We start from the raw sequence: 24,965 nt of genomic DNA on the forward strand, positions 1-24,965 counted from the left end.
ACGTCCCCCACGGCACGTTCCACTGCGCGATGGCCGATGTAAACCCGATTGAATTCGTGGCGACTAACAGTGAGCGTGCGCATCTTCAATTCAGCCACTTCGCGACGCCGCCATGATGCGAACACGTGCCGCGATGATGAAGGCTGAAGCTATAACTGCCATCTCGGCATTGCGCAGAAGCGCCCGCTGGCGCGGCACCGGATTCGGTATGCGCTGGGCGGTGAACAACTACACCGTCCTTATTTACATAACTGCCTCGCTCAATTAACCGAGTTGAGCTATTTGTGACGCTTTGCGTCGACTGCTGCGGCTGAGTTGGCTGCGCTTCTTGAGCAAATGCAGAATTGCTAAGTCCAAGTGCAAGCGCTAAAAACAAATAAATCCATGCCATAGAAGTCCCCTGATGCGTTCCGTATCAAAGGGGACTAAGCAAAGGATTTGCCAAACTTATTGTTGCGAATGCGATCGGATTACTTCGCTCGTAAAAAAAGACCATTGTGACTGTTTTGACGCGACACTTTGTCTACTTTAGCTAAGCCCTGGAATCTAACTTCTCGCTCATATTGAGCTTTGAGAACTCGATAGACAAGAACGAAAAATGAGGTTGAATGAGCTTTCAGGAAAGTGAGCTTTGTCCAGTGTTTTTCCGTGTTTTCCTTCTATCTTTAAAGCACTCTGACTTTTTCCTTAGGTTGCGCCGCTAATAAATTACTTTAGTCGGCAAGGAACGACCGCAGTCTTCGCGCAACCTTGGTTGGATTCTTTAGCTCGCATTCCCAGACCACTCTGTACTTCCATCCCAAGCGGTTGATCTCTCGTTGATTGCGATGGTCCCTTCGCACGTTGCTGATCAATTTCGGCACCCAGAACTCGGGCCTAGTCTTCGGCTGCTTATAGCGACCACAACTGTGTTGATGCCAGAAGCAGCCATGAACAAAAATCACTTTCTGGCGGCCTGGGAACACGATATCGGGGCGGCCTGGAAGTTTGGTGTGATGAAGTCGATAACGAAAGCCCATGCCAGACAGCAGCTTGCGAACGATGAGCTCTGGCTTGGTATGCCGCCCTCGTATTCGCGACATGCGTTCGCTACGTTCTTCCGGTGTGAGTCGATCTGGGTTCAAGACTTAGTGAGCTGTTCTACTTGATGACGGTAGGTGGTCGGTTCCTTATAGAGAATAACGCGACCTGGAAGTACAGTAGCTACCCAACCGTCTGGCAGCGCATTGATCAAGAGCTGAAGAAGTTCTCGCACAGTAAAGCTACGTTGGGGAACGTCAATCATCGTCAGGCGCTGGTCTATATGACCTTTGGTGAAATGTACGTTCTTCCTGCTTGACGCCACGTCGGTTTCAAAGCGTAGGTCATATGGCAGATAGTGCTTAAGATTTAAAAGCACGTCGAGAACCGGTCGTGTTCCGGGTTGCACGAAGTCGATGGGAATTTGCAGATTAATCGGGTAGTCGATGTCAAACTTAGAGGGCTGCTGAAACTCGCGGTTGTGCCCTGGATCATTTGAACCGAATCCTGAGTTTTGCCAAGCCATTGGATTGGCGCCGATGTACTGTTCAATAAGGATGCTTTCCACATTGACAGTGGTAAACACCATTACACGCACCGCCTTGAACCAAACGTTCGCAAGATCGATGTTGTGGCGTGCTGAAAGGGTGTACCAATGGCGTCGAATACGGTCTTGGAACCCGTGGGCGGCGTCTGTCTTGCCGATGTACATTGGGATACCACGCTCGAGCAGCATATATACGCCCTGCGTCTGAGGCACCTTCACAACGTTTTCTAAGGTTAAAGGAGCACCTTGCAGGCGATCGAACTCGGTGGGCAGGCGCTCGCGGAGTGCTTCTGTTAGGTCCAGCTCGAACTCAAAATATGAGCCCATGGCTCATCCAGGTGGCAAAAGAGCATATTAACGAACGTACGCGAAAATTTCCCTAGGCCACGTTCTGAATTCCCTACGCCACGCGCTGAATTCTCTTGCGATTCTCCATGGTCTTCGATAGCCATGTGCCAACGGCGCTCGCCAGTTGCACCGGGACGGCGTTCCCCAGCTGTCGCATGGATTCGGTCCACGAGCCAGGAAATTGATATTTATCGTCAAATCCCTGCAATCGCGCGGCTTCGCGGATACTAAAATATCGAACCGAATCATCTTCCCGTGCAAGCATGTTTTCCCCGCCAGGGACGCCATGGACACCAGCCTTCAAAGCCTTGGCTGGCTCATCAATGGGGCTTCCCGTATGCCCGGGGTAGACGCGGGCACCTGGCTGAAATTTATGGTTAGGAATGTCGTGTCTTAAGCTTGGCTCACCAAGGCCCACGAAGGCGTCACGGCAAGTTACCCACGCATTCTCACTTGGTGGGCGATTGTGCTTATTTAGTTTAGTCGCGATGCGAGCCTCATGAGGAGGAATGCAATCCTCACTTGGCCTTGGAAGTCCATGACGTTCCCAGTACACCCCGCTGATCCATTTGTCCCAGACGAGTCGGTCTTGGCTGTGGGTTGGCTTTGGAAGTTCAGGCAGCGATTCGCGGTCCTTGCGAACCCCTATGATTAAGACGCGATGACGCTTTTGCGGAGCGCCGTAGTCTGCTGCGTTCACTGGAAGGATGCGCACGACGTACGGAGCTTTATTTGCTTGGCGCTGTAGACGTCCAAGGTGAACTAAGTGCTCTTCACCTGGTTTTCGTAAGATCGAAGGGTTTGCTAAATAAGCCGTAATCCAAGTCACGTAATCTGCAAATGCAGGCCGCAACAATCCGCGAACATTTTCAAATACAAAGAACTCGGGTTCAATCTCACGGACTGCTCGAATAGCTTCCGGCCACATATCACGTGCATCTTTGTCGCCATTAGCTTTGCCGCCAACGGAGAATGGCTGGCAAGGCGGGCCTCCCGCTACAACATGGACCTTATCTTTGTACTGAGTCCAATCAACCGCCCGTACATCTTGCTTTATGTATGGCCAGTCTCTTACGTGTTTCGCACGTCGCTGTCGATTGTGAGCCACAGTATTCGCAGCATGCTCGTCCCACTCCACCAGCAACTCATGACGGAATCCAGCAATTGATAGCCCCATCGCCAAGCCGCCGCAGCCCGAAAATAGCTCGACACTATTTGTTGCCGCGTCGCGGCGGAGCGAGATGACGTTTGAGTTGTAGTTGGGCTTGGCCATATGAGCCGAATGCAGCTTCGTAAGTGCTGCTAGCATACATCAATCAACTTAAAAGAAAATATCAAAAATAGAATTTTGATATATCAAATAGGCGGAAATGAACACTCCAGTACTTCGCCAATTGATTGCTGCAGGGGCGGTCACCCGTGTGGCCTTTCGGGCGACTTCGGGCGGGTACATTTTGTGTGCGCGGGTCGGCTTGGGAGAGGAGGTTCTTGAGGCTCAGCGCGGCGGGGCTCGGCTATTCAGGACCTTGGATGCTGCGGCAAGTTTCAGCTATGACTTAGGGCTTGGCTTGTTCGAGGTGGATCTAGCTAAGTTTTCTAACGCACGAGGCCTCATGTAAGCAAGGAAGCGCATAGCAATCAGAGCAAGACTTATAACGTCAGGCTCCAATGCTTTTAACCCTCGAGTCTAGTCGGCGAGGGGTGTTGAGACGCATGTTCTGCAAGCACCGTATCGTCTGATGACGGCGCTCTCAATTGATTGGAGTCGCGTAGTCGCAATAGTGCCTCTATTGCGAAATCAGGTGTGGAACAGCAAATGATGATTGCTCAATTGGTGTCATAAGTTTCAAGACCACCGTATAGGATCATGAACGACTCGACATACATCATGGAACAAGAAGTTCGTCTGACAAGGAGACAACATGGGTTTCTATTCACGACTTCGGGAGCGTCGTCAAGATGACGAGGATATCCAGAATTGCATTGAGAACATTGTCGATCAGCTCGACCATGCCGATGATCCGAAAAAGCCAGGCATGCTTCTCGGAAAGATCCAATCCGGCAAAACGCGGGCGTTTTTAGGAGTGATTGCACGTGCGTTTGATCGTGATTTCGATATCGCGATCGTTTTAACCAAGGGAACGAAAACGCTCGCGAGTCAAACTGTCAAACGAATTGGAAGGGACTTTAAGGAATTTATTGACAACGACGAACTCGTGCTCTTTGACATCATGTCAGCCCCGGAGCCTCTTACCAAGGCGGAGCTTCGTCGAAAAATAGTCATTGTTGCCAAAAAACAGGCACAGAATATGACGCGTATCCAAGCTCTCTTTGATGATAAGTACCCCAGTCTCAAAGAACGGCGCGTGTTGCTAGTTGACGATGAAGCCGATATGGCCAGTGTTCGATTTTCGAAGAAGAAGGGTGAACAGGACTTCGATCAAGGGACAATCGCCAATCAAATGGACAACCTGCGTCGAACCTTAGGTCGAATCTCGTTTCTTCAGGTGACCGCAACCCCTTATGCACTCTACCTTCAGCCAGAGGATTACGAGCGCGCTCCACACGCGAAGGGAATCTTCTATCCAAAGCGACCAGCATTCACTGAACTTCTTCCAATTCATGATGCTTATGTGGGAGGCGATGCCTACTTTGGCGGGCATGGTGTAGATGATCCCCGACACTATCTCTATGTTCCAGTCGATGATCGTGAGCACGATGCACTTCGCTCGAACGACGGTCGGGCTATCAGGGACGATCGGCTTTGGACAAGCGACAACATAAAGGTACTGCGCCGAAGCTTGGTGACGTTCCTTTTGGCAGTGGCCATTCGGCGGCGACAACAAAAGGAACTTGAGCAATCCTTGCAAAAGTACGCAATGATCATTCACAACGACACTCAACGTGCGGCGCATACCTGGCAATGGGAAACGGTTCAGAAGCTTATTTTGGCATTTGAGGAGGCGGCCGAAAAAGGTGATCAAAGGCTGCGACAAGTCTTTGATGAAGCCTATGCAGACCTTCAAAGGTCAGTCTTAGCCGATCGCGGTCATTTACCTCGTGCAAATGAATGCTATCAAGATGTCTGCGCATTGATCGCTGATGGTGAGCTCAACGTTCAGCGCGTGAACTCGGACGTCCAATTGGAACCACTGCTCGACTCCGAAACTGCCGAACTTAAGTTGAGGACAAAGGCAAACCTATTTATAGGTGGGAGTATTCTCGACAGAGGTATTACAGTGCCCAACCTCTTGTCTTTCTACTACGGACGCAATCCCAAGCGAATGCAGGCTGATACCGTTCTTCAGCACTCACGCATGTATGGGGCTCGCCCAAAGGCTGATTTAGCCGTGACTAGGTTCTATACATCTCGCGGGGTGTTCGCACGGCTTAGTCAAATACACGCACTGGAGACAGCCCTTCGAGAGGCATTCGAGACTGGCGCGCATGACAGTGGCGTTGTGTTCATTCAAAGCGATGCGAGAGGTGGCGTCATACCGTGCGCCCCAAGCAAAATATCGCTCAGCGATGTCGTGGCGGTTCGCCCGAACGATATGTACCTTCCGACCGATTTCGACACCATCGCAAGTGGGGGCCTCCGAAGGGTAATGAAGGTCATTGACGCTTCAATTCCAGATGATTGCGTTGGAACAAAAAAATTTGTTCAGATCACTTTGAACCAAGCACTTGATTTGTTGGATCTCATTGCCAAGTCCCTTGTCTCAGACAGCGAGCCCGAATTCGATTGGGGCGCTATGAAAGGGTTGCTCAAGTACTACGCTGACTCGGCTGGAGGGCATGTATTGCTTCTTGCGGAAACTGGTCGCCGGTTGTCCAAATCTGCATCCGGTGATCGATCTGGCCTCTCAATTTTAGGTACAGCTGAACTCCGTTCAATCGTTCGCGAGCCTACACGCACCGCTCCTGCAATTGTGCTTTTGAAACAGGATGGTGGTCCGGACCTAGAGTGGAAAGCGGGTCCATTTTGGTGGCCAATGCTTGCTAGCCCACCTCAATCCAATTCGTGCATATTCGCTACGAAGGTGGCAACTTGAAAAATAGTGCCGATGAACCGCTTTAATTTTCACGTGTTGTTGATTCTAGTGAAATATGTGGGGGCAGGGGCGGTCGTAAGAATGATCCCGAAATTAAAGAATTAGGCGTTTTGCTCAGTACCCTAAATGAGTCCGCTTTTTAGCAACGGTAGCTCACCAGGGCTCGAATCTAGACCCAAGAGAAACGTGTTTCGATGGGTCCTTTCGGCTCGGACTATGTCCCGTCATTCGCTGCGGAAGGAGTGCGGAGTGCTTTCACAAATAAGAAATGCACTCCTATCCCTCTTTGCTTTGTAAAGCCGTTTTGCTGTCTGAAGATACCGTCGAATAATCGAATAGGATTGAACAACAGTTGGCTCGATGCTTGATCGTATCGCCCCTCATGTCTTTCGCGTTTTCAGTAACCACCCTCACGCCCCTGCTCCAGCAGCGGTGTCACCACTTGCGTCAACCGCTCAGCCGTCCAAACAGGCTGCTTATCATCCCATCCGTTATCAACAAGCTTCCCATCTCGATCCACTGTAAAACTCACCGGCAAATGCCAAATCCGCCCATAGCCAGGCACATGCGGATCGCCAAGCAATCCCACGGGAAAACTCAGGCCTTTCGCGATCTGCCGCACCTGATCCAGTTGATCGCCGTCATCAAGGCTAAAGCCCAACACCACTAACCCATCTTTCGCGTGCTCTTGCGCGTAGCGCGAGAGCAGCGGCAATTCTTCTCGGCAGGGTCCGCACCATGTTGCCCAGAAGGTAACGATCACGACTTTGCCGTGCAGGTCGTGCAGGCTGATTTTTTTGCCGTCGAGGGTGGTGAGGGTGATGGGTGGGGCTGTGGCACCGACGACTAGGTCGTTGGCGTGTGCGGGGCGCAGGAGTGCGCTGCTGATGAGGATGGCGCAGGTGAGTTGCAGGCTGGTTTTTAGGAGTCGACGAAACTGGGTTGGCATTGCGGTGTTCTCTTGATGGGTTGTCGCGCGTGCACGACAACCTGTTTTCTGTCGATGTGGGTCAGAGTTTCATGCTGATGCCAACGGTCCCCGTCCAGCCGGGAAACAGTTGGTAGCCTTGTAGATGGCTGTAAATCGGCATTTGCACAAAGGCGTAGGCTTGCAAGTTTTTGCTTAGGCTTCCGCTGATGCCGGGGCTTAAATACGCGACGGTGCCTTCGGTATCGGGCCGGTCGGCGAGTGCGCCTTGGTCGGCGGATTTGTGCAGCCAGTTGATCTGCAGTTGCGGCACCCAGTTGGCGTGCGCTTCGTAACGCAAGCCGACGCTGATGGTGCTTAAGTTTCCGGGTCGGAAATCGGCGCCGGGAGTGTTGAGGTTTTCGTGGATGGCGGCTTGGAATTGTCCGTTGACGAACGCATCGAAATTTTGGCTTACCGGTTGGTAGTAGTAAGCGCCGGCGATCAAATCGGTGCTGCCGGTGCCGGCTTGCAAACTGCTATCCAAGGATTGACCGAGATTCGGGCCGGTGCGGAATGTCACCGGATGTCCGACGAGGTTGCCGTCTTCGGATTGTCCGCCGTCATTGCCGGTCGGCAGCTTGACGCCGAATTGCACGCCGAGATTGTGCGTGGGCAGAAAACCTTGGTAACTCCCCAGAATTTTTGCATCGCCGATGCCGGCGACGTGCGCGCTGCTGATTTGATCTGGCGCGGTTTCCGCTGCGGTGTACGGCTGCGTTTGCACGCCGTAGGTGGTGTGGTCGCGCAAGACGTAAGGCACGGCGAACGTGACGCCCCAATCCGCGTCGAAGCGGTACGTGGCGGCGACATTGATATAGCGATTGGTGGTGTTCTTTTCGATTTCGCCGCCGTTGAGCGACGGATCGGACGGTTGATTCACCACTTGTTGCGGCGACACTTTGCGGCTGCCGGAACGTAATTGGTTTTGGTCGATATAGGTGTAATCGATATTGATGCGCCAACCCGATGCGGTGGAATAGCCGGTGGCGGCATCCGTGCTGAGCGTGCACCCGCACGTGGCGCACGCGAGCGCGGCTTGGGGAAGGGCGCTCAACGCCAACAAGCCGGCAACGGCGGTGAACGGTTTGCCGAACGTGTTTCGAAAAAGCGCGTAACGATGTGTCGATGACATAAGCATGCATTCCATGCGTGGCCGCGCCCGGGGTCGGCGCGCACACGAGGTGATCGATGACAGATCCTCACCAAGCAACACCGCCAAAACGCCGCGGCGCCTTGGTTGCGTCATGCTCGATGGGGATCATTCCTTGGCGACAGACACGCCTGGCGATGCGCCATGCGTGCTGCCGGGTCGCGGGTCAAACGATGCGCGGTGGTCCGCGTGGACGCGCGCTCAACCACGGCGTGGTGGGTGCGCTTTGTGGTGTGGTGGTTTGCGGCGATAGCGCCGGAAGCAGCGCGGCTACCGTTACGACGGGTACATCGAACGCGGCGACGGGCGTGTGCGTGAGCAGCGTGCAATAGCCGCAATGCGCGGTGGGATCGTCCGGATCTTGCGGGCTGCACGGCATGTGGTGATGCGCGCCATGCATCATGCCCATATGGCAGCCCATCTCCATGTCCATGCCGACATGGTTGGGCATCGAGCGGGACACCAGCGGCATCACTACGACCAGCAGCATGGCGGCAATGCCCAGCCATGCGACTAATCGACGATGTGCGGCGCGTTTGAACACGCGAGTGATCCCAATTCGGACAAGCCTGGAGCAGGCTCCAGGCATTGTCGCACAGCAGCGGATAAGGCTCACGCGACAGAGTGTCGCCTTGGTCGATGCCTGGGTGACGCGCGCGGTCATGCACCTGCGTTCCAGACGTGAGACGTCCAGACATGTCCCGGTCGATCCGGCGCGGCTAGCATTATCGAAGCCCAAATAACTGTTAACTGGATCACGTAACGAAAGCAATTTAACGCAGCCGCAGACCCAAAACGGCTGTGCACAGGGGAACCATGAATCGTCCGTCTCACTTCACCCTAGGCCTGTTTGGGCCTGGGCTAAGCCCGTTTGTGCCTTGTGTAAGCGGAACCATCCGCTTTCGCGCCGTTGCGCGCGGCACCAACGCCCGTGCGCTTTGTCGCGCGCTGCACGCGCGCGACCGCGCAGGGCGGCGGCCGAATGTCTGCCGGCGATTTCGATGCCACGCCGCGCACAGCGTTCCCCTCGTTTCACGAATCCCGCTTCGTCTGCATTGAGCGCCGCGTTGATCGCGGCGTAACGCCTTTTCGATCGATGCATGCGCGGCATTAGCCCAGCGCGCGCGGCGATCGCCACTCGACATCCGCATTGACATTAAACAGGGAGTTTCACCGTGAATCGTATTTACCGTTTGGTTTGGAATTGCGCGCTGGGCGCTGTCCAGGTTGCGTCCGAGCTGGTGCGCGCTTCGAACGGGCACATGGCCAACAGCGGTCCTGCACGCCCCCATCGACTCAAGCCGTTGGCCATGGCGCTTGCGCTGGGTCTTTCGCTGCCGTTGATATCGATCGACGCGCATGCCGATGGCGGTCACGGCGGTAGTTCCGGCGGCGCCCCCTCGGTTCCGGGCGGTGCGGGCGGCAGCGCCACCGCGCCAACGGGCGCAACAGGCTTTGCCGGTATTGTGGGCGGATATCAGGCGGGCGGCGGTGGCGGCGGCGGAGCCAGCCCGTTCACGACGCCGGTTGGAGGAAGCGGAGGGCAGGGCGGCTTCGGGGCAGCTGGCGGAACCGGCAGCGCTGCGTTCTTGGAAATCTCGTCGGGGGCCGTCCCCACTTTTGCGTTCGGCGGCGGAACCGGAGGCGCGGGCGGCGCGGCCACAGGATATGGCGGCGGCGGCGGTGGTGCTGCTGGCTCGGCTGCGGTTTGGGCGGCGATGAGCGGCGCTTTCCCCGTGACGGCGGCCGCAGGGGCTTCGCCCACCGGTGGCGCGGGTGGCGCTGGCGGCGCAGGCGCGGGCTATGGCGGTGGCGGTGGCGGTGGCCAAGGTGGCGCCGGCATGCTGGTTACCGGCTATGGCGCAGGCGCGCCGGGCACGATCAACTCGGCCGGTAACTTCACTGGCGGCGTGGGTGGTGCGGGCGGTGCGGGCGGATCGGGGGCATATGCAGGCGGCAATGGCGGTTCGGGCGGCGATGGCGGCGCGGGCATGCTGTTCGGTAGCAACTTCGTGGGTGTCTTGAACAACAGCGGAGCGATCACCGGCGGCAACGGCGGTGCGGGTGGTAATGCCGGGGCCGGATACAGTTTGCTCGGCACGAGCGGTGCAGGCGGCGCCGGTGGCGCAGGTATCAGCACCGCTGCCGGCAGCATTCTCACGATCGTCAACAGCGGCACGATCCGCGGCGGCAACGCGGCCAGTGGCTCTGCGGCCGGCGGCGTCGGCATCACGGGTAGCAACCTCACTGTCGTCAATAGCGGCACGATCAGCGGCGGCTTGGCGGGCAACGGAAGCACTGTGGCCAGCGCCATTGTTTTCACCGGCGGCACGAATACGTTGGAGCTGGAAGCTGGCGGGCAGATCAACGGCACCGTGGTCGCCGTGTCCGGCGGCAACGATACGTTCCAGTTGGGCGGCAACGGCACCACCGCTACGTTCAACGTGGGGCAGATCGGTGGGAAGTACCAAAATTTCGCCAACTTCGAAAAGCTAGGCAGCAGCACCTGGACGTTGACGGGCAGCACGTCGTCGACCACCTCATGGAAATTGGATGGCGGCACGCTGGCGATTTCCAGTGACAGCAATCTCGGCGCCAGCGCGGGCTCGTTGAGTTTCAACGGCGGCGCGTTGGAGATCACGACGACGTTGACCACCAATCGCACGATGTCGCTGGGCGCCGGCGGCGGCACTCTCGCCCCCGATGTCGCCACGATGTTGACGGAAGCCGGCAGCATCGGCGGCGCGGGTGGGCTGACGACATCGGGCGGCGGCATAGTGACGCTGGCGGGCGCCAATACGTATACCGGCGTTACCACGATCAATGCGGGCAGCACGCTGGCGCTGACCAGCAATAACAGCATCGCTCATTCGAGCGATGTCATCGACAACGGCACGTTCAATATCAACACCAGCGGCGCGACCATTCAATCGCTGGGCGGTAGCGGCGTCGTCAACCTTGGCACGCAAACGCTCACGCTTACGAATGCCAGCGATACGTTCACCGGTTCGATCCTCGGCTCCGGCGGCGTCGCATTCGATGGCGGCAATCAGATCGTTACCAGCGCCAATAACTCGTACACCGGTTCGATGACGGTTAACGGCGGCACGTTGTCGCTGAAGTCCGGCGGCGCGTTTTCCAACCTTTCCACCTTCAGCGACAACGGCACGGCGTTGGTCGACGGATCGGGCTCGAACATCACCGCCTCCGGCGGCAGCGGTACGCCGATGATGATCGGCGACAACGGCACCGGTACGCTGACGGTCAGCAACGGTGCGACCGTCGTCAGCAACGGCCAATTGAACGTCGGCCAGAATGCCGGCGACAACGGCACGGTGAACGTCTCCACCGGCGCGCAACTCAACAGCAGCAGCTTTATCAATATCGGCCAATTGGGCACCGGTGCGCTGAGCGTATCCACGGGCGGCAAGGTCGACGCTTCCAGTTTCTTTTCCATCGCCGATGGCGCGGGGTCCACGGGTTCCGTGCAGATTACCGACAGCGGTTCAAGCGTCAGTTCGGCGAACTTTGTGGTGGGCAATCACGGCGGCAACGGTAGCTTGACGGTCGCCAACGGCGGCGTGGCGACGGGCGTCAACAGTTTCGGGATCGCCGCGGACGTCGGTTCCGTTGGCACGGTCAACATCGGTGCTGCGGCAGGCAGCGCTGCGGCTGCGCCCGGTACGCTGAACACCAATTCGGTGGACTTCGGTAATGGTACGGGCACGCTGGTCTTCAATCACACCAGTCTGACGTATACCTTTGCGCCGACGATCCTCGGCAACGGCACGGTGGATGTGCTTGCCGGCTACACCACGTTCAACAATTACGAGTATTACACCGGCGCCACCAACATCAGCGGCGGCAGGTTGATGTTGGCGGGCGCGAGCGGCATTGGTTCGTCGAGCGGCGTCGATGTCGGCAGCGGCGGCATCTTCGATATTTCCGCCGTTTCCACAGGCGCCGCGACCATCCGCGATCTGTCTGGTGCGGGCACGGTGGCCTTGGGCGGCGTTGCGCTTTCGCTCGGCACCGCGAACAGCACTGAGTTCGATGGCGCGATCACCGACGGCGGCATCTTCAATGGCAGCGGCGGTTCGCTGAATAAGCAGGGCAGCGGCACGCTCGATCTCACTGGCGTGAACACGTATACCGGAGGCACCACGATCTACAGCGGCACGCTGCAGTTGTCGGGCGCGGGAAGCATCGCGTCGTCGAGCGGCGTCGATGTCGGTAGCGGCGGTACCTTCGATATTTCCGGCCTGACGAATGGCGGCACGACCATCGGTAATTTGTCCGGTGCTGGCACGGTCGCTTTGGGCGGCAATGCACTCTCCATCGACGCGGCTTACAACGCTGAGTTCGACGGCACGATCGTCGACGGCGGCATCGCTGGCGGCGCGGGTGGCGCGCTGATCAAGAACCGCCTCGGCACGCTCGATCTCACCGGTGCGAACACGTACACCGGCAGCACCACGATCAACAACGGCACGTTGCAGTTGTCGGGCGCGGGAAGCATCGCGTCGTCGAGCGGCGTGATCGTCAATGACGCCAGCTTCGATATTTCCGGTTTGACCCATGGCGGTACGACGATTGGCGATCTGTCCGGCGCGGGCACGGTTGCGTTGGGCGGCAATGCGCTCACCGTTGGCACGGCAAACAACACCGAGTTCGATGGCGCGATCACCGACGGCGGCATCGCTGGCGGCACCGGCGGTGCGTTGATCAAGCAAGGCAGCGGCACGCTCGATCTCACGGGCGTGAACACGTACACCGGCAGCACCACGATCAACGGCGGCACGCTGCAGTTGACGGGCTCGGGAAGCATCGCTGCGTCGAGCGGCGTGATTCTCAATGGCGGCACGTTCGATATTTCCGGTGCGACAAATCTCGTCTCGACCATCGGCGATCTGTCCGGCACGGGCACGGTTGCGTTGGCAGGCAATACGCTTGCCGTCGGCACGGCGAACAACACCGAGTTCGATGGCGTGATCACCGATGGCAATGCAGGCATCGGCGGCGGGTTGATCAAGCAAGGCAGCGGCACGCTCGATCTCACCGGCGCGAACGCATACACCGGCGACACCACGATCAACAACGGCACGTTGGCGTTGTCGGGTTCGGGCAGCATTGCGTCGTCGCGGGCGGTTATCGTCAATAACGGCAGCTTCGATATTTCCGGTTTGACCAATGGCGGCGCGACGATCAGCGATCTGTCCGGCGCCGGCACGGTCGCGTTGGGTAGCAATGCGCTCACGGTCGGCACGGCGAACAACACCGAGTTCGATGGCGCGATCACCGATGGCGGCATCGCGGGTGGTACGGGCGGTTCGCTGATCAAGCAAGGCACGGGCACGTTGACCTTGGGTGGCGTCAATACGTACACCGGCGATACGACGGTGCAATCGGGTGCATTGCTGCTTACGTCGGGCGGTTCGATCGCTGGCAACGTGAATGTGGATAGCGGGGCGAGCCTCGGCGGCCTGGGTTCGATTGGTGGCACGGTCGATCTGGCTTCCGGCGCGTCGCTTGCGCCGACCGGAACGATGACGGTCGGCAACATGATTGCCGAGCAAGGCAGCCAGTTGAACGAAACGTTCGGTGCGCCGGGCGCGAACTTCCAAACCATGGGCAGCAGTAGCAGCGTTAGCGTCACCGGCAATCTGGAATTGGATGGCGCCACGCTCAATGTCACCAGCGCCGGCAATATGGGGCCGGGCATCTATAACCTCTTCACTTACGGCGGCACGCTGACCGAAACCAACGGCGGCATCAGCCTCGGCACCACGCCATCGGGTGAAGTGCTGGCGATCCAGAATCTCACCGGCAGCAAGCAGATCAATCTGCTCGACACGACCGGTTACACGCTGAATTTCTGGAATGCGAACGGCCAAGCCAGCGCCACGCAAATGGGTGGCGGCAGCGGCACGTGGTCGGCGACGTCGCAGACGTGGACCGATGCAAATGGCGATGTCACCTCGGTGATGCAACCGCAGCCGGGCTTCGGCATTTTCGGCGGCGCGGCGGGCACGGTGCTTGTGGATGACAGCGCCGGTGCGGTGCAAGCCACCGGCATGCAGTTTGCGAGCGACGGTTATGTCGTGACCGGTGACACGCTCACGCTGGTCGGCAGCGGCGGCAATGCGCCGATCATCAACGTCGGCGATGGCAGCAGCGCGAGTGCGGGTTGGACGGCTACGTTCAACAACGCGGTGGTGTCGAGCGACGGCCTCACTAAGACCGACCTCGGCACGTTGGTGTTGAACGGCAATAACACGCAGATCATCAACGGCGCGACGATCAGCGGCGGCAATCTGGTCATTGGTGCGGGCACCGGTTCCGTCCTGATCGTTGGCGCCGACGGCACGGCTGGCGTGGGCGCCACCACCAGCAACGGCACCGATGGCGGTGCCGGCGGCGCCGGCGTCACGATGGCCAGCGACACACACTTCACCAATGGTGGCAATGGCATCGCGCTGGGTGGCTTCGGTGGCAACGGTGGCGCGGGCGGTTACAACGCGAACGCTCCCGCCGGTGCCGGCGCCGGCGGCGCAGGCGGCATCGGCGTCGATGGCGGCGCTGGCAGCGTCACAGTGACGAACAGCGGCTTTATTACAGGTGGCGTCGGCGGCAGGGGCGGCTTTACCAGTCAGACCTTCGGTTTGACGGCGAGCGGCGTCGGTGGTGCGGGTGGCGCCGGTGTGGCGCTTGGCGATAGCAGCATGCTGATCAACAACGCAAGCGGCTCGATTTCCGGTGGCGCCGGCGGCTATAGCCAATCCGCTGTTTTCGACGGCAATCCGTCGGCTCCGGCGGGAAGCTCCTATCGCTTTACCAGTAACAACGGCGCGACCGGCGGTGCGGGCATCAGTGTCGGTGACTTCGGTTCGGTGACCAACGGTGGTTCGATCCAGGGCGGCAACGGTTCGATGGGCGGCGCCGCCGCTGTGATCGTGCCGACGAACGCCGCTTCGTACGGCAGTTTCAGCGCGATCGGCGGCAACGGTGGTAACGGTGGCGCGGGCGCGAGCCTGGGTACCGACACGTCGCTTACCAACACCGGCAGCATCTTCGCCGGCAACGGCGGTGCGGGTTCGTTCTATCCCACCTTTGGATCGGCGCTCGTCTTTGCGCCTGGCTCGACCACGGGCAGTTTGCAGGCAATCGCCGGCGCAGGCGGCGCGGGCGGCGATGGCGTGGATATGGCCGGCGGCCTGACCAACCAGGTCGGTGCTTATATCGGCGGCGGCACCGGCGGCGCTGGTGCGGCGATGGGTTTCACCATCAATGGCTCGACCACTTATGCCAGCAACGGCGGCGTGGGTGGCAACGGCGGTAACGGCGCGGTGTTCGGTAGCGGTTTCGGAAACGCCAGCAACGCGGGCGCTATCGGCGGCGGCAGCGGCGGTGCGGGCGGCGACTTTGTTCCGCTGAACATTCCCGTTCCTTCGACCTTCGTATCCGCAGGCGTCGGTGGCGCGGGCGGTGATGGCGGCGCGGCGCTCGTCGCCGGCGCGGGCAACGTCTCCAACAGCGGCACGTTCGTCGGCGGCCATGGCGGCAACGGTGGTTCGCTATCCAGTTGGAGTGTTCCCGGTGGTGCAGGTGGCGCTGGCGGTAACGGTGGTGCGGGCGTCGTCAGCAACGGCAGTCTCAACCTGAGCAACGTCAGCGGTGGTGTCATTGCCGGTGGTTACGGCGGTCGTGGCGGCAGCGGCGGCATGGGCAACGGCGACGTCAACGGACAAACGACTGCCACGGCTGGCAGCGCGGGTGGCGTCGGTGGTGAAGGTGGCGCGGGCGCCAATCTGATGGCGGGGACGATCCTCGCCAACAACGGCACGATTGTCGGTGGCAAGGGCGGTGCGGGCGGTATCGGCGGATACGGTGGTTATGTATCGAGCACGGCCAGCGGCGCGACCGGCGGTAACGGCGGCGTCGGTGGTGCGGGTGCGGCCGGTGTGAGTGGCGCGGGCTTTACGGTCACCAACAGCAGCGTGATCACCGGGGGCTTGGGCGGCGCAGGTGGCACGGGCGGATCGTCGAATTACGCCGCAGGAACTGCCGGCAACGGTGGTAACGGCGGCGCGGGCGGCGCAGGCATCAGCGGTTCGGGCATGTCGGTTACCAACACCAGCACCGGCACGATTCTCGGTGGCAACGGCGGCGCTGCCGGTCCGAAGGGCTATGTGTCGGCTGGCGGCAGCGGTGTCGCCGGCATCGGCGGCGCAGGTGGCGCGGGCGTGGTGTCGACCGGCGGCTCGACGATCATCAACGCCGGCCTTATCGCCGGTGGTTTGAGCGCCACCGGCGCGCAAGCCGATGCGGTGGATTTGAGCGGCGGCGGCAACATGTTGATCGTCGAAGCGGGCTACGCGTTCACCGGCAATGTCGTCAGCACCAGCGGCAACACCAACGGCGGCGATACGTTCGCGCTCGGCGGCAGCACCAACGCAACGTTCGACCTCAGTAAGGTCGGCGCAGGCGCCGCCATTCAAGGTTTCACGCAGTTCGCCAAGATCGGCACCAGCACATGGACCTTGTCGGGCGCCGGCAATGCGAACCAGAACTGGACGATCAGCAGCGGCACGCTGGTCGGCAATAGCACCAGCATCGTCGGCAATGTCACGTTCGCGCCGGCGAGCAACGGCAGCGCCGATGTGACGTTCAATCAGTCGACCAACGGTACCTTCGGCGGCGTGATCAGCGGCAACGGTTCGCTGACCAAGATCGGCAATGGCACGCTGACGCTTACGGGCGACAACAGCTACACCGGCGCCACCACCATCACGGGCGGCATGTTGCAGATCGCCAACGCCAATGCGGTGACCTACGCCTCTGCGATTACCGGCAGCGGCAGCTTGACGCAGAGCGGCAGCGGCATCCTGATCCTCAACGGCGCGAACACCTACGCGGGCGGCACGACGGTGCAAGCCGGTACGCTGGAAGTGGGCGACAGCTCGCACACCAACGCAACCGTCCAGAACGACGTGACGGTGAACGCGGGCGGCACCTTGCGCGGCCACGGCACCATCATCGGCAACGTGACCAGCGATGGCACGGTGTGGCCGGGCGGATCGGTCGGCGTGCTTACCATCGTCGGCAACTACACGCAAAATGCGGACGCCACGTTGCAGGTCGACGTGACTCCCACGCAAGCGTCGGAATTGAACGTGTACGGCAACGCCAGCTTGGCGGGCACGGTGAACATCATCTACGCGCCCGGCACCTACGCGAATACGACGTACACGCTGGTGCAGGCGAAACAGGTAACCGGTCAATTCGCCGCGATGACGTCGACAGGCTCCGTACCGACGGCGTTGAATCCGACGCTCTCTTACAACACGAGCCAAGCGCAGCTCACTCTCGCTGCCGCGAGTACGACGCCGGTGACACCGCCGGCTACAACCGTGGTCGCGCCGCAGGACGGCAGCTTGTATGCCAACCTGATGCGCAGCCAGGATCTGGTCGGTCAGCAGGTGTTGTCCACGGTGCTCGATGCGACGCTGCGCAACGGCGATATGGGTTGCAACGGCAGCGCAGGTGCATCGCACACCAACACCGTCGCGTCCGCGTGCCACAGCGATCTGTGGATGCAGTACAGCGGCGGCAGCGATTCGCTCACGGGCAGCAACGGTTTGAACAGCACTTCGTTCGGGCTGCAGGGCGGCTTCGATCACGGCGTGACCGACACCGCGCACGTGGGTATCGAAGCGGGCTACAACCGCATCAACGGCAGCGATCGCAACGGCGGCAACGGCACCATCGACAGCGTGCACGGCGGCGTCTATGCCTACGCGAATGTCGGCCCCACGGTGTTGTCGGGCATGCTCGACGGCACGCACAGCAGCTACAGCATCTATCGCCAGACCGGCATCGGTCACGGCGTCACGCGTCCGGACGGCGATGCGATGTCTGCTGCCGTGCAGGCTGCGTGGCCGATGACGATGGCGCAGTGGCAGGTGACACCGGCGGTGGGTGCGTTGTACGAGCACCAGACGTTGAACGCCTTTGGCGAGACGGTGCCGAGCAACAATCCGTTGGCCGACGAGTTCTCGCTGCAGGGTGCACACACCACGTACAACGTGTTGCAGCCCTATGCGCGCGTGCAGTTCTCGCATGCGTTCACGGCGCAAGGCATCAGCTATCTGCCGCAGTTCGACGTGGGTTATCGCTACGACACGCGCAGCAACAACATGCCGGTGGTGCAAGCCACCAGCCAGGACGGCACGGTGTTTATGTTGCCGGGCGATCGCGTGGGTCGTGGCGTCGCTACGGTTGGCGCGCGCATCAACGCGCAAGCAGGCGCTTCGTGGAGCCTTTACCTGGATTACCAGGGACAGTTCTCCAGCCATCTCAACGACAACGCGTTGAGCGTGGGCTTTACGAAAACGTTCTAAGCAACAAGCAAGACAACGGCCTCGACACACGATGTGTCGAGGCCGTTGAACGCACGACATGCGCGATCTCGCCTCGTTTGGCCGTCCAAGACAAACGCAAAAGCAAGGTCGCGATCAAGATCGGCGGGCAACCGCTTGATAGGGCGCACCGCTGTGAAGCGAGCCTTCACTTCAAAAATGAATCCGCTAGTCGCATGCTTGCGGCGATCGGTCGAAGAGCGTCCTGTGTCGATCTCGCGCACGCTCATTCGTCACATGCATAAAGGCGGCCATGTCGGCCGCCTCTTCCCGCTGAGGAAATTGCCATGTCCTACATCGATGGTTTCGTGCTCGCCGTACCCCATGCCAACCGCGAGAAATTCATCGGATTCGCCGGTAAGTTCGATCACATTTTCATTGAGTTCGGCGCCATTCGAGTGATGGAGTGCTGGGGTGACAACGTGCCCGATGGCAAGCTCACCGATTTCCGCCGCGCCGTGCAGGCGAAGGAGGACGAATCGGTGGTGTTCTCCTGGATCGAATGGCCCGACAAAGCCACCCGCGATGCGGGTATGGACAAAGTCATGAAAGATCCGCGCATGGACGCCGCCAACAACATGCCCTTCGATGGCAAACGCATGATCTACGGCGGCTTCGCACCGGTGGTCAGCCTGCCGGGTTAGGGAAGAATAAGAGGGCGGTGTGCTTTTCCGAATGGGAAAAGCACGCCGACCTCTGTTTCCGAGATTTTGCGGCTACTTCGCCAAAAGCCGCTTGAATTCCAAGTGCACGATATCGGCGAACGTCGTAGGTGTCGCGTAGGCGCGGGCGACTAACATGGCTCCGTACACGATCGCCATAAAGGCCTCGGCTTCTTGACGAACGGAATTGCGCAATTGAAAGACGCCGAGTTGCGCGCCTGTGCTTAAGACGGTTTCAAGCCAATTTGTCAGTGCGCGAAAATGCGCACGCACGGCGTCGGCCAACTCACTGGGGAGCGTCGGCATTTCAGCCGCGAGCATGCCCGCAACACAAAAGGGCGCCGACGCGTCGGCGATGCATTTTTCCCAATAACCCGTGTACGTGAGGAGTTGTTGTTGGGGATCGACGCCCGCCTCAGCGAGCGCGCGTGCATGGTGCTCGATGTGCGTCCGTGACTCGTCCACGACGGCCTTGGCCAGGTCGGCCTTGGCGGGAAAGTGGTGGTGAATGCTCGCTTTGCGTACCTGGACTTGGTCGGCGACGTCCGCATAGCTGAATCCGTTGTAGCCCCGCGTCTGGATGAGATAACGGGCCGAGTCGATGAGTTTCTGTTGCGTCGTCATAAGGCCATCCTACCACTAGGTAGGATGGCCTTGGATGCCAGAGGGACCCTGTTATCGGCTCAAATTCATGGTTGACCTGATATCTACCTACTAGTAGGATGGCAATACTACTCATTAGGAGCCTGCGCCATGACCTGGTTACAGCAGTTCTATTTCCTACGGGCCGCCGTAGCCGTTGCTTGGATCTCGCTGGTCGTGATCACCGCGCCCGCTTCTTTGCCGCTCGCAGGTGCGTTGCTCGTGCTTTATCCGGCGTGGGACGCCTATGCGAACTGGTTGGATGCAAAGCAAAGCGGCGGCCTTCTGTTCAACAAAGGCCAAACGTTCAACATGATCGTCAGCGCCATAACGGCCATTTGCGCGGGTATTGCCGTCGGCGTACACGGAAACGCGGGCGGCGTTCTCGTGTTTGGTAGCTGGGCGCTTCTCGCGGGTCTTTTTCAGTTGGTGGTGGGCATCTCGCGCCGAAAACTCGGTGGCCAAGTTTTCATGATGATCAGCGGTGCGCAATCGGCGCTCGCGGGCGTCGTCTTTATTTACCAATCCTTCCGTGTCGCGCCCGGTCTCGTCCAGCTGACGGGATACGCAGGGTTTGGCGCCTTCTACTTCTTGGCCGCGGCGTTGTGGCTGACCTTCAAAAAAAAGCGCGCGGCACTCGCCATGTCGTGACGCACTTCTTGTGAGTACGCAGATTCGGGCGCGGGCGATTTTCCGGTTTGTGATTTGGGCGGTTGTACTCAGCGCGCCCGCTGTCCGAATTTTGATTCAGCCGCCTGCGCAATACGGCGCACAACGCATCGGGAATAACGTTCAGCAAACGCGATCATCTCAAGCAGGATCGCCATCAGGCAGAACGGTTTTTCCGAATCGCTAGCGAGCTAATCGTAGTCAGCGACATCGAACAACGACGTTGATGCCGAAATCGCCGTAGACGCACGTTCGAATGCAGAAGAGTTCTGCACTAAACGAATCACTCTCGCCCTCTATGTTCAGAAGGAAGATCGACATGTTTGGAATTTCACCGCTTGGCTGGATACACACACTCGGCAGCCTGCCTGCCATTCCGGCAGCCGCTTACATGTTTAGTCGTTTCGGCCGGATCGTGCCTCGCTCGACCGCAGGCAACATCTACTTTGTTTCCATGCTGATTGGGGGAATGACCATCTTCCTCATAGCGCATCAGCCGGCAAGCTACATCGTTGCCTGCGCCACGCTCGCACTGTTGTTGGTGGGCTACGGCGTTGGGCGACTCTCTTGGTCGCAGACACCAAAAGGGTATGTCGAGACCATCAGCCTGACGCTGACCGCATTTCTACTTATGCTGCCGACACTCTCTGAGACGTTGCGTCGCGTTCCGGATGGCCATCCGTTCGTGACGGATCCGAAATCACCGATTCTTCTTGGTGTCATGGCCACGCTCGGCGTGCTGCTTATCGCAGGTCTCACGGCGCAGATACTCTACTTTCGCAAGCGGATGCATCTTCTCCAAGACAACAGCAGCTCATCCTGATGCCGGAAGATGTGTTTTCCGAAGTTCATCCATAAATTCTGCGCGCACTTCAGGCCCACCTTCTTTCAAAGTGCGAGCGAGACCTTGCAACTTCGAAGCGGGCAAATACTCGTCGCCCCATGCAGCCATTTCCAACAGAAGTGGAACCAGCGCGATGCCTTTCTCCGTAAGGCTGTAAATCGCTTTCTGTTTATGCGTCGGGTCATCGGACTTGGTAATGATCCCTTGCTCGACAAGTTTTCGAAGTCGATCGGCAAGGATATTCGACGCGATTCCCTCCAAAGATTGGGTCAGGAGTTCGCGGAAATGCCTTCGATTAACGAAAACGATGTCGCGGATGACGAGCAAGGTCCATTGATCGCCAAGCACTTCGAGCGTTTGGTTGATGACGCATTCGGATCTATGACTCGTGCGCACGCTGCTTCCAACTCGCATTGACATCCCAGCCCCATTCTACGGCTTCACAACTGGTTGCATCATATAACTGGTTGTGTTATTGAACCAGTATTCGTGACGCGAGCTCCGTCCAGCGGGCGCTCGCGCGGAAGGCTGCGTTGTCAGGAACCTGGGGAATGGGACTGAAACTTCGTAGGAGGCAAAAATATGAACATGTTCAAGCAGCTGCGTCATCTCTGGATACCGTGCGCTTCGATTTTTGCTCTGACTTGTTTTGGCAATGCCTACGCTCAGGTGAGCTACAAAGTGACCGACCTGGGCGTTCCGAAGAATGACAATTATTCGATGATCATGTCCGTCAACAATGAGGGCTGGTCGGAGATCATGGCTGGGAACTTCCTGCCGGGGCAGGGGGATTCGTTATCCGGGATACCTTTAAACGGACGCGCACTGATAAATATCGACGGCTATTACGTCGACCTCGGCACGCTCGGCGGACCGAACAGTTGGATGAACTTTGGCGAGATCAACGACCTCGCGCAGGTCGTGGGTGATGCCGAAACGGCCGTCCCAGACCCGAACGGCGAAGACATCTGCGGATTTGGCACGCACCTTACGTGTCTTCCGTTTCTTTGGCAGCCGTTCCAGATGATCGCGCTCCCAACACTCGGCGGAAATAACGGCGAGGCGAGCGCGATTAATAATCGTGGACAAATCGTTGGCATGGCAGAAAACGGCGCCGTGGACTCTTCGTGCCAACCAGGCACGATGAATAATCAGGTTCAACTGCCGGTGCTGTGGGAAAACGGCAAGGCCCACGCGCTTCCTACGGTGGATAAAGATCCAGACGGCTTCGCATTTTGGATCAACGATCTTGGTCAGGCCGTAGGCTATTCGGGAAACTGCAGCGGACCCATTCACGGCATCGTATGGGAAAACCGCACGGCGTCTGCGCTTCCTGATCTTGGAACCGGCGGCTTCGGTGAGAACATCAACGACCAGGGCCAAATTGTTGGAACCGTCGGTAGTGCTGACGGAACGACCCAAACAGCTGCGATTTGGCAGATTGTCAAAGGCACGGGCACCGCCAAACTCACCACCGTGCTCGGACTGCTGCCGGGAGATGCAGCGGGCATCGCTTTCGGTAACAACAACCAAGGCCAAGTAGTGGGCGGTGAGTGGAACGCCAACTTCTTCTGGTCTCATGCTTTCATCTGGCAGAACGGTGTGATGACCGACCTCAACACGCAATTCCCTGCCAGTTCCAACCTGTTCGCAACCTTCGCCGCCAAGATCAACAACCGCGGACAAATCGGAGGCATGGCAATCGTATGCAGCGGGCCGCACCAGGGCGAGATGCACGCCTTTCTGGCAACCCCTGTGAAGCAAAGCACGGGTGAATCGATTGCAGAGGCCGCACCGACGTGCCTGCAATCCAATTTTCCTGGAGCGGACGCGGTTAAACGGCTTTTGAAGAAATCCGGACCCGGCGGCCAACTCGTGCGCTAACGCGTGTTTTCGAAGCGTCGTTGAACCACTTCCGGAATCTCTGAGGCTGTTTGGTGTGGGTCACGCCGCGATAGGCAGCATGGTGTGGTGGCGACAGTAAGCCGCTTCGGCTTCGGCGGGTGGACATGCCCGATCGTTCTCACGATACGGAAGGCTGAGTAAGGTCCGCTTTCGAACGAAAGCGGACCTTTCAGTGATGTATTCGAGGTCCGGCGTTGCTTAAGATTGCCAGAGCCGACGCACCCTTTGAGGTCGCTCGTCGCAATACCCCGAATGCCGATGCCTCCCGTCCAAAGTAGGCCATCCAGCCTTCCGGATCTCTTACGTCAGTGGGGTGGTCAAGCGTTCTGACTCAGGAGGATTGCATGAAACCATCCGTTCTCTTGCGAATCGCGTCGATCCTTACGCTGTTGCTCGCGGTGGGACATACCAGCGGCGGGTTGAGCTTCTGGTCTCCCGCAGGGGAAACGGATGTCCTTCGCGCGATGAGGTCGTTTCATTTCGATGCAGCGGGCGCCAGCCGAACCTATTTGGATTTCTTTCTCGGCTTTGGCTATATCAACAGCGTCTACCTGTTTATGCAGGCGATCGTGCTCTGGCAGTTGGCATCCATGGCGAAGACGGATGCGTTTCGCGTTCGACCTCTGATCGGCTCGTTCTTGTTGGCGTCCGTGGTGTCTGCAGCCCTGTCTTGGACGTTTATCTTTGTAGTGCCGGTTGTGTCGTTTGTTGCGATTACTGTATGTCTAGGGCTTGCGTTTCACGCGGCCGGAAAACGCGGATAGGCTTGGCGCTTGCGTTGCGCAGCAGAAAATGCCGAATGACTTGAAGTGGTGGGCCCACCAGGATTCGAACCTGGAACCAAGGGATTCGCGTGTTCCGAAAGTTTCCTTTCGGCGCGGACTATCTCTTCACCCTCCGACGTTGCGACACGTGCGGGTGGGGTGCGGGACGCTCGAGCCTGTTATGAAGGACGCTGAAGTCCTCAGGTAGTCTCTGCACCGTCCGACGGTGTACCGCCGGCTTGGCTCAGGGTTGCCATCGATCCGCGCGAACGCGTCGCTAAGGTTTCCCTGAATTCATCCCGTTCCCGTTCGCGCATTACTACGCGACGGCACCTTTCGATGAGTCCCCTGCTCTAACCGTTGAGCTATAGGCCCTATCTCAAAGGGGAATGATAACAGCATGACGTGGGAACTGCGCCGCGTCGTTCGACGCCATTTTTAAGGTGGATTGGGCGATGTGCTTCGGCATTTTTAACGTAGCCGGGGCTACGCTTCTTGGTCTTCCCCCCAAAGACGGAGATGCGTGATGAGCACTGAAACCGTTGCGAATCGACTGGTGAGTTTGTGCCGCGAGGGTAAGTACGAGGAAGCGCAGCGCGAGCTGTACGCGCAGGATGCGATCAGCATCGAGCCGCAGGAAATGTCGAATGGCCCGATGGGCAATGCGAAAGGTTTGAAGGCGATACTTGCGAAGGGGCATCAGTTTCAGGATGCCGTCGAGGCGATTCACAAGAACGAAGTGAGCAATCCTGTCGTGGCGGATGGTTGGTTTAGCGTGGCGATGCATTTGGACGCGACGATGAAAGGGCGCGGTCGCACGGATATGCGGGAGATCTGCGTGTATCACGTGAAGAACGACAAGATTGTGCAGGAGCAGTTTTTTTACGATGTGCATTGATGCGTGGTGTTGAGCGCATCGATGTTTAGTTCTGGCAATGAAATTCAAACATGCCTCACCGTCACCCCGGCGC

18 protein-coding genes are annotated in these 24,965 nt (G+C 58.7%); 8 read left to right on the forward strand and 10 right to left on the reverse strand.

What is annotated here, in order from left to right; all coding sequences use genetic code 11:
- Positions 1 to 85: 85 nt before the first annotated feature.
- The 4 genes from L0U79_RS19290 to L0U79_RS03585 form a co-directional block, all read right to left on the reverse strand.
- On the reverse strand, positions 86 to 391 hold the full coding sequence (locus L0U79_RS19290) for a DUF3761 domain-containing protein (RefSeq protein WP_345778413.1): 306 nt from the start codon (positions 389 to 391) through the stop codon (positions 86 to 88).
- A 322-nt stretch (positions 392 to 713) separates the two neighbouring features.
- The gene (locus tag L0U79_RS03575; RefSeq protein WP_255682358.1) at positions 714 to 1,124 is read right to left on the reverse strand and encodes a very short patch repair endonuclease; all 411 of its coding nucleotides are present in this window, start codon (positions 1,122 to 1,124) and stop codon (positions 714 to 716) included.
- Positions 1,121 to 1,894: an Eco29kI family restriction endonuclease gene (locus tag L0U79_RS03580; RefSeq protein ID WP_233840521.1), complete on the reverse strand. Its 774-nt coding sequence runs from the start codon at positions 1,892 to 1,894 to the stop codon at positions 1,121 to 1,123. The genes L0U79_RS03575 and L0U79_RS03580 overlap by 4 nt, the downstream gene beginning before the upstream one ends.
- 73 nt (positions 1,895 to 1,967) lie before the next feature.
- Positions 1,968 to 3,188 carry a DNA cytosine methyltransferase gene (locus L0U79_RS03585; RefSeq protein ID WP_233840522.1) on the reverse strand — a complete coding sequence of 407 codons (1,221 nt, stop codon included), beginning with the start codon at positions 3,186 to 3,188 and terminating at the stop codon, positions 1,968 to 1,970.
- A 649-nt stretch (positions 3,189 to 3,837) separates the two neighbouring features.
- Between L0U79_RS03585 and L0U79_RS03590 the strand changes: the two genes are divergently transcribed.
- Entirely contained in the window at positions 3,838 to 5,970 is a 2,133-nt protein-coding gene (locus tag L0U79_RS03590; protein WP_233840523.1) for a Z1 domain-containing protein, read from the forward strand.
- Between the two features lie 397 nt (positions 5,971 to 6,367).
- Here the strand turns inward: L0U79_RS03590 and L0U79_RS03595 are convergent, their stop codons facing one another.
- The 3 genes from L0U79_RS03595 to L0U79_RS03605 all read right to left on the reverse strand — a co-directional run bounded on the left by L0U79_RS03595 (position 6,368) and on the right by L0U79_RS03605 (position 8,634).
- A complete protein-coding gene (locus L0U79_RS03595; RefSeq protein WP_233840524.1) occupies positions 6,368 to 6,919 on the reverse strand; it encodes a TlpA disulfide reductase family protein in 552 nt (183 codons plus the stop codon).
- Positions 6,920 to 6,980: 61 nt separating this feature from the next.
- Entirely contained in the window at positions 6,981 to 8,072 is a 1,092-nt protein-coding gene (locus tag L0U79_RS03600; protein ID WP_233840525.1) for a transporter, read from the reverse strand.
- Positions 8,073 to 8,256: 184 nt separating this feature from the next.
- A complete protein-coding gene (locus L0U79_RS03605; protein WP_233840526.1) occupies positions 8,257 to 8,634 on the reverse strand; it encodes a DUF2946 domain-containing protein in 378 nt (125 codons plus the stop codon).
- A gap of 631 nt (positions 8,635 to 9,265) precedes the next feature.
- Here L0U79_RS03605 and L0U79_RS19200 point away from each other — a divergent pair.
- Positions 9,266 to 18,490: an autotransporter-associated beta strand repeat-containing protein gene (locus L0U79_RS19200; RefSeq protein WP_345778414.1), complete on the forward strand. Its 9,225-nt coding sequence runs from the start codon at positions 9,266 to 9,268 to the stop codon at positions 18,488 to 18,490.
- Here the strand turns inward: L0U79_RS19200 and L0U79_RS03640 are convergent.
- Complete coding sequence (locus tag L0U79_RS03640) at positions 18,487 to 18,738, reverse strand: hypothetical protein (protein ID WP_233840527.1); 252 nt, start codon at positions 18,736 to 18,738, stop codon at positions 18,487 to 18,489. The genes L0U79_RS19200 and L0U79_RS03640 overlap by 4 nt on opposite strands.
- A gap of 57 nt (positions 18,739 to 18,795) precedes the next feature.
- Between L0U79_RS03640 and L0U79_RS03645 the strand changes: the two genes are divergently transcribed.
- A complete protein-coding gene (locus L0U79_RS03645) occupies positions 18,796 to 19,152 on the forward strand; it encodes a DUF1428 domain-containing protein (RefSeq protein WP_233840528.1) in 357 nt (118 codons plus the stop codon).
- Positions 19,153 to 19,224: 72 nt separating this feature from the next.
- Here the strand turns inward: L0U79_RS03645 and L0U79_RS03650 are convergent, their stop codons facing one another.
- Entirely contained in the window at positions 19,225 to 19,794 is a 570-nt protein-coding gene (locus L0U79_RS03650; RefSeq protein ID WP_233840529.1) for a TetR/AcrR family transcriptional regulator, read from the reverse strand.
- Positions 19,795 to 19,923: 129 nt separating this feature from the next.
- Between L0U79_RS03650 and L0U79_RS03655 the strand changes: the two genes are divergently transcribed.
- Together L0U79_RS03655 and L0U79_RS03660 are read left to right on the forward strand one after the other, a co-directional pair.
- The gene (locus L0U79_RS03655; protein WP_233840530.1) at positions 19,924 to 20,463 is read left to right on the forward strand and encodes a hypothetical protein; all 540 of its coding nucleotides are present in this window, start codon (positions 19,924 to 19,926) and stop codon (positions 20,461 to 20,463) included.
- Between the two features lie 337 nt (positions 20,464 to 20,800).
- Positions 20,801 to 21,304 carry a hypothetical protein gene (locus tag L0U79_RS03660; RefSeq protein ID WP_233840531.1) on the forward strand — a complete coding sequence of 168 codons (504 nt, stop codon included), beginning with the start codon at positions 20,801 to 20,803 and terminating at the stop codon, positions 21,302 to 21,304.
- Here L0U79_RS03660 and L0U79_RS03665 read toward each other — a convergent pair.
- Positions 21,296 to 21,721, reverse strand: a complete 426-nt coding sequence (locus L0U79_RS03665) for a helix-turn-helix domain-containing protein (RefSeq protein WP_233840532.1) — start codon at positions 21,719 to 21,721, stop codon at positions 21,296 to 21,298. The two genes, L0U79_RS03660 and L0U79_RS03665, sit on opposite strands and share 9 nt — an antisense overlap.
- A 186-nt stretch (positions 21,722 to 21,907) precedes the next feature.
- Between L0U79_RS03665 and L0U79_RS03670 the strand changes: the two genes are divergently transcribed.
- From L0U79_RS03670 to L0U79_RS03680, 3 genes are all read left to right on the forward strand, one after another.
- Complete coding sequence (locus tag L0U79_RS03670) at positions 21,908 to 23,209, forward strand: hypothetical protein (RefSeq protein ID WP_233840533.1); 1,302 nt, start codon at positions 21,908 to 21,910, stop codon at positions 23,207 to 23,209.
- Positions 23,210 to 23,574: 365 nt separating this feature from the next.
- Positions 23,575 to 23,994: a hypothetical protein gene (locus tag L0U79_RS03675; RefSeq protein WP_233840534.1), complete on the forward strand. Its 420-nt coding sequence runs from the start codon at positions 23,575 to 23,577 to the stop codon at positions 23,992 to 23,994.
- Positions 23,995 to 24,520: 526 nt separating this feature from the next.
- Positions 24,521 to 24,892 (forward strand): ester cyclase, encoded by a 372-nt coding sequence (locus L0U79_RS03680; protein ID WP_233840535.1) that lies wholly within the window; start codon positions 24,521 to 24,523, stop codon positions 24,890 to 24,892.
- Positions 24,893 to 24,965 lie beyond the last annotated feature (73 nt).

The sequence above is a fragment of the Dyella sp. 2HG41-7 genome (assembly GCF_021390675.1).
Taxonomy (GTDB): Bacteria; Pseudomonadota; Gammaproteobacteria; order Xanthomonadales; family Rhodanobacteraceae; genus Dyella_B.

Coding starts and splice junctions, on each gene's coding strand:
- L0U79_RS19290 (WP_345778413.1), bottom strand. CDS start 391: ATGGCATGGATTTATTTGTTTTTAGCGCTTGCACTTGGACTTAGCAAT.
- L0U79_RS03580 (WP_233840521.1), bottom strand. CDS start 1,894: ATGGGCTCATATTTTGAGTTCGAGCTGGACCTAACAGAAGCACTCCGC.
- L0U79_RS03585 (WP_233840522.1), bottom strand. CDS start 3,188: ATGGCCAAGCCCAACTACAACTCAAACGTCATCTCGCTCCGCCGCGAC.
- L0U79_RS03590 (WP_233840523.1), top strand. CDS start 3,838: ATGGGTTTCTATTCACGACTTCGGGAGCGTCGTCAAGATGACGAGGAT.
- L0U79_RS03595 (WP_233840524.1), bottom strand. CDS start 6,919: ATGCCAACCCAGTTTCGTCGACTCCTAAAAACCAGCCTGCAACTCACC.
- L0U79_RS03600 (WP_233840525.1), bottom strand. CDS start 8,072: ATGTCATCGACACATCGTTACGCGCTTTTTCGAAACACGTTCGGCAAA.
- L0U79_RS03640 (WP_233840527.1), bottom strand. CDS start 18,738: ATGAGCGTGCGCGAGATCGACACAGGACGCTCTTCGACCGATCGCCGC.
- L0U79_RS03645 (WP_233840528.1), top strand. CDS start 18,796: ATGTCCTACATCGATGGTTTCGTGCTCGCCGTACCCCATGCCAACCGC.
- L0U79_RS03650 (WP_233840529.1), bottom strand. CDS start 19,794: ATGACGACGCAACAGAAACTCATCGACTCGGCCCGTTATCTCATCCAG.
- L0U79_RS03655 (WP_233840530.1), top strand. CDS start 19,924: ATGACCTGGTTACAGCAGTTCTATTTCCTACGGGCCGCCGTAGCCGTT.
- L0U79_RS03660 (WP_233840531.1), top strand. CDS start 20,801: ATGTTTGGAATTTCACCGCTTGGCTGGATACACACACTCGGCAGCCTG.
- L0U79_RS03670 (WP_233840533.1), top strand. CDS start 21,908: ATGAACATGTTCAAGCAGCTGCGTCATCTCTGGATACCGTGCGCTTCG.
- L0U79_RS03675 (WP_233840534.1), top strand. CDS start 23,575: ATGAAACCATCCGTTCTCTTGCGAATCGCGTCGATCCTTACGCTGTTG.
- L0U79_RS03680 (WP_233840535.1), top strand. CDS start 24,521: ATGAGCACTGAAACCGTTGCGAATCGACTGGTGAGTTTGTGCCGCGAG.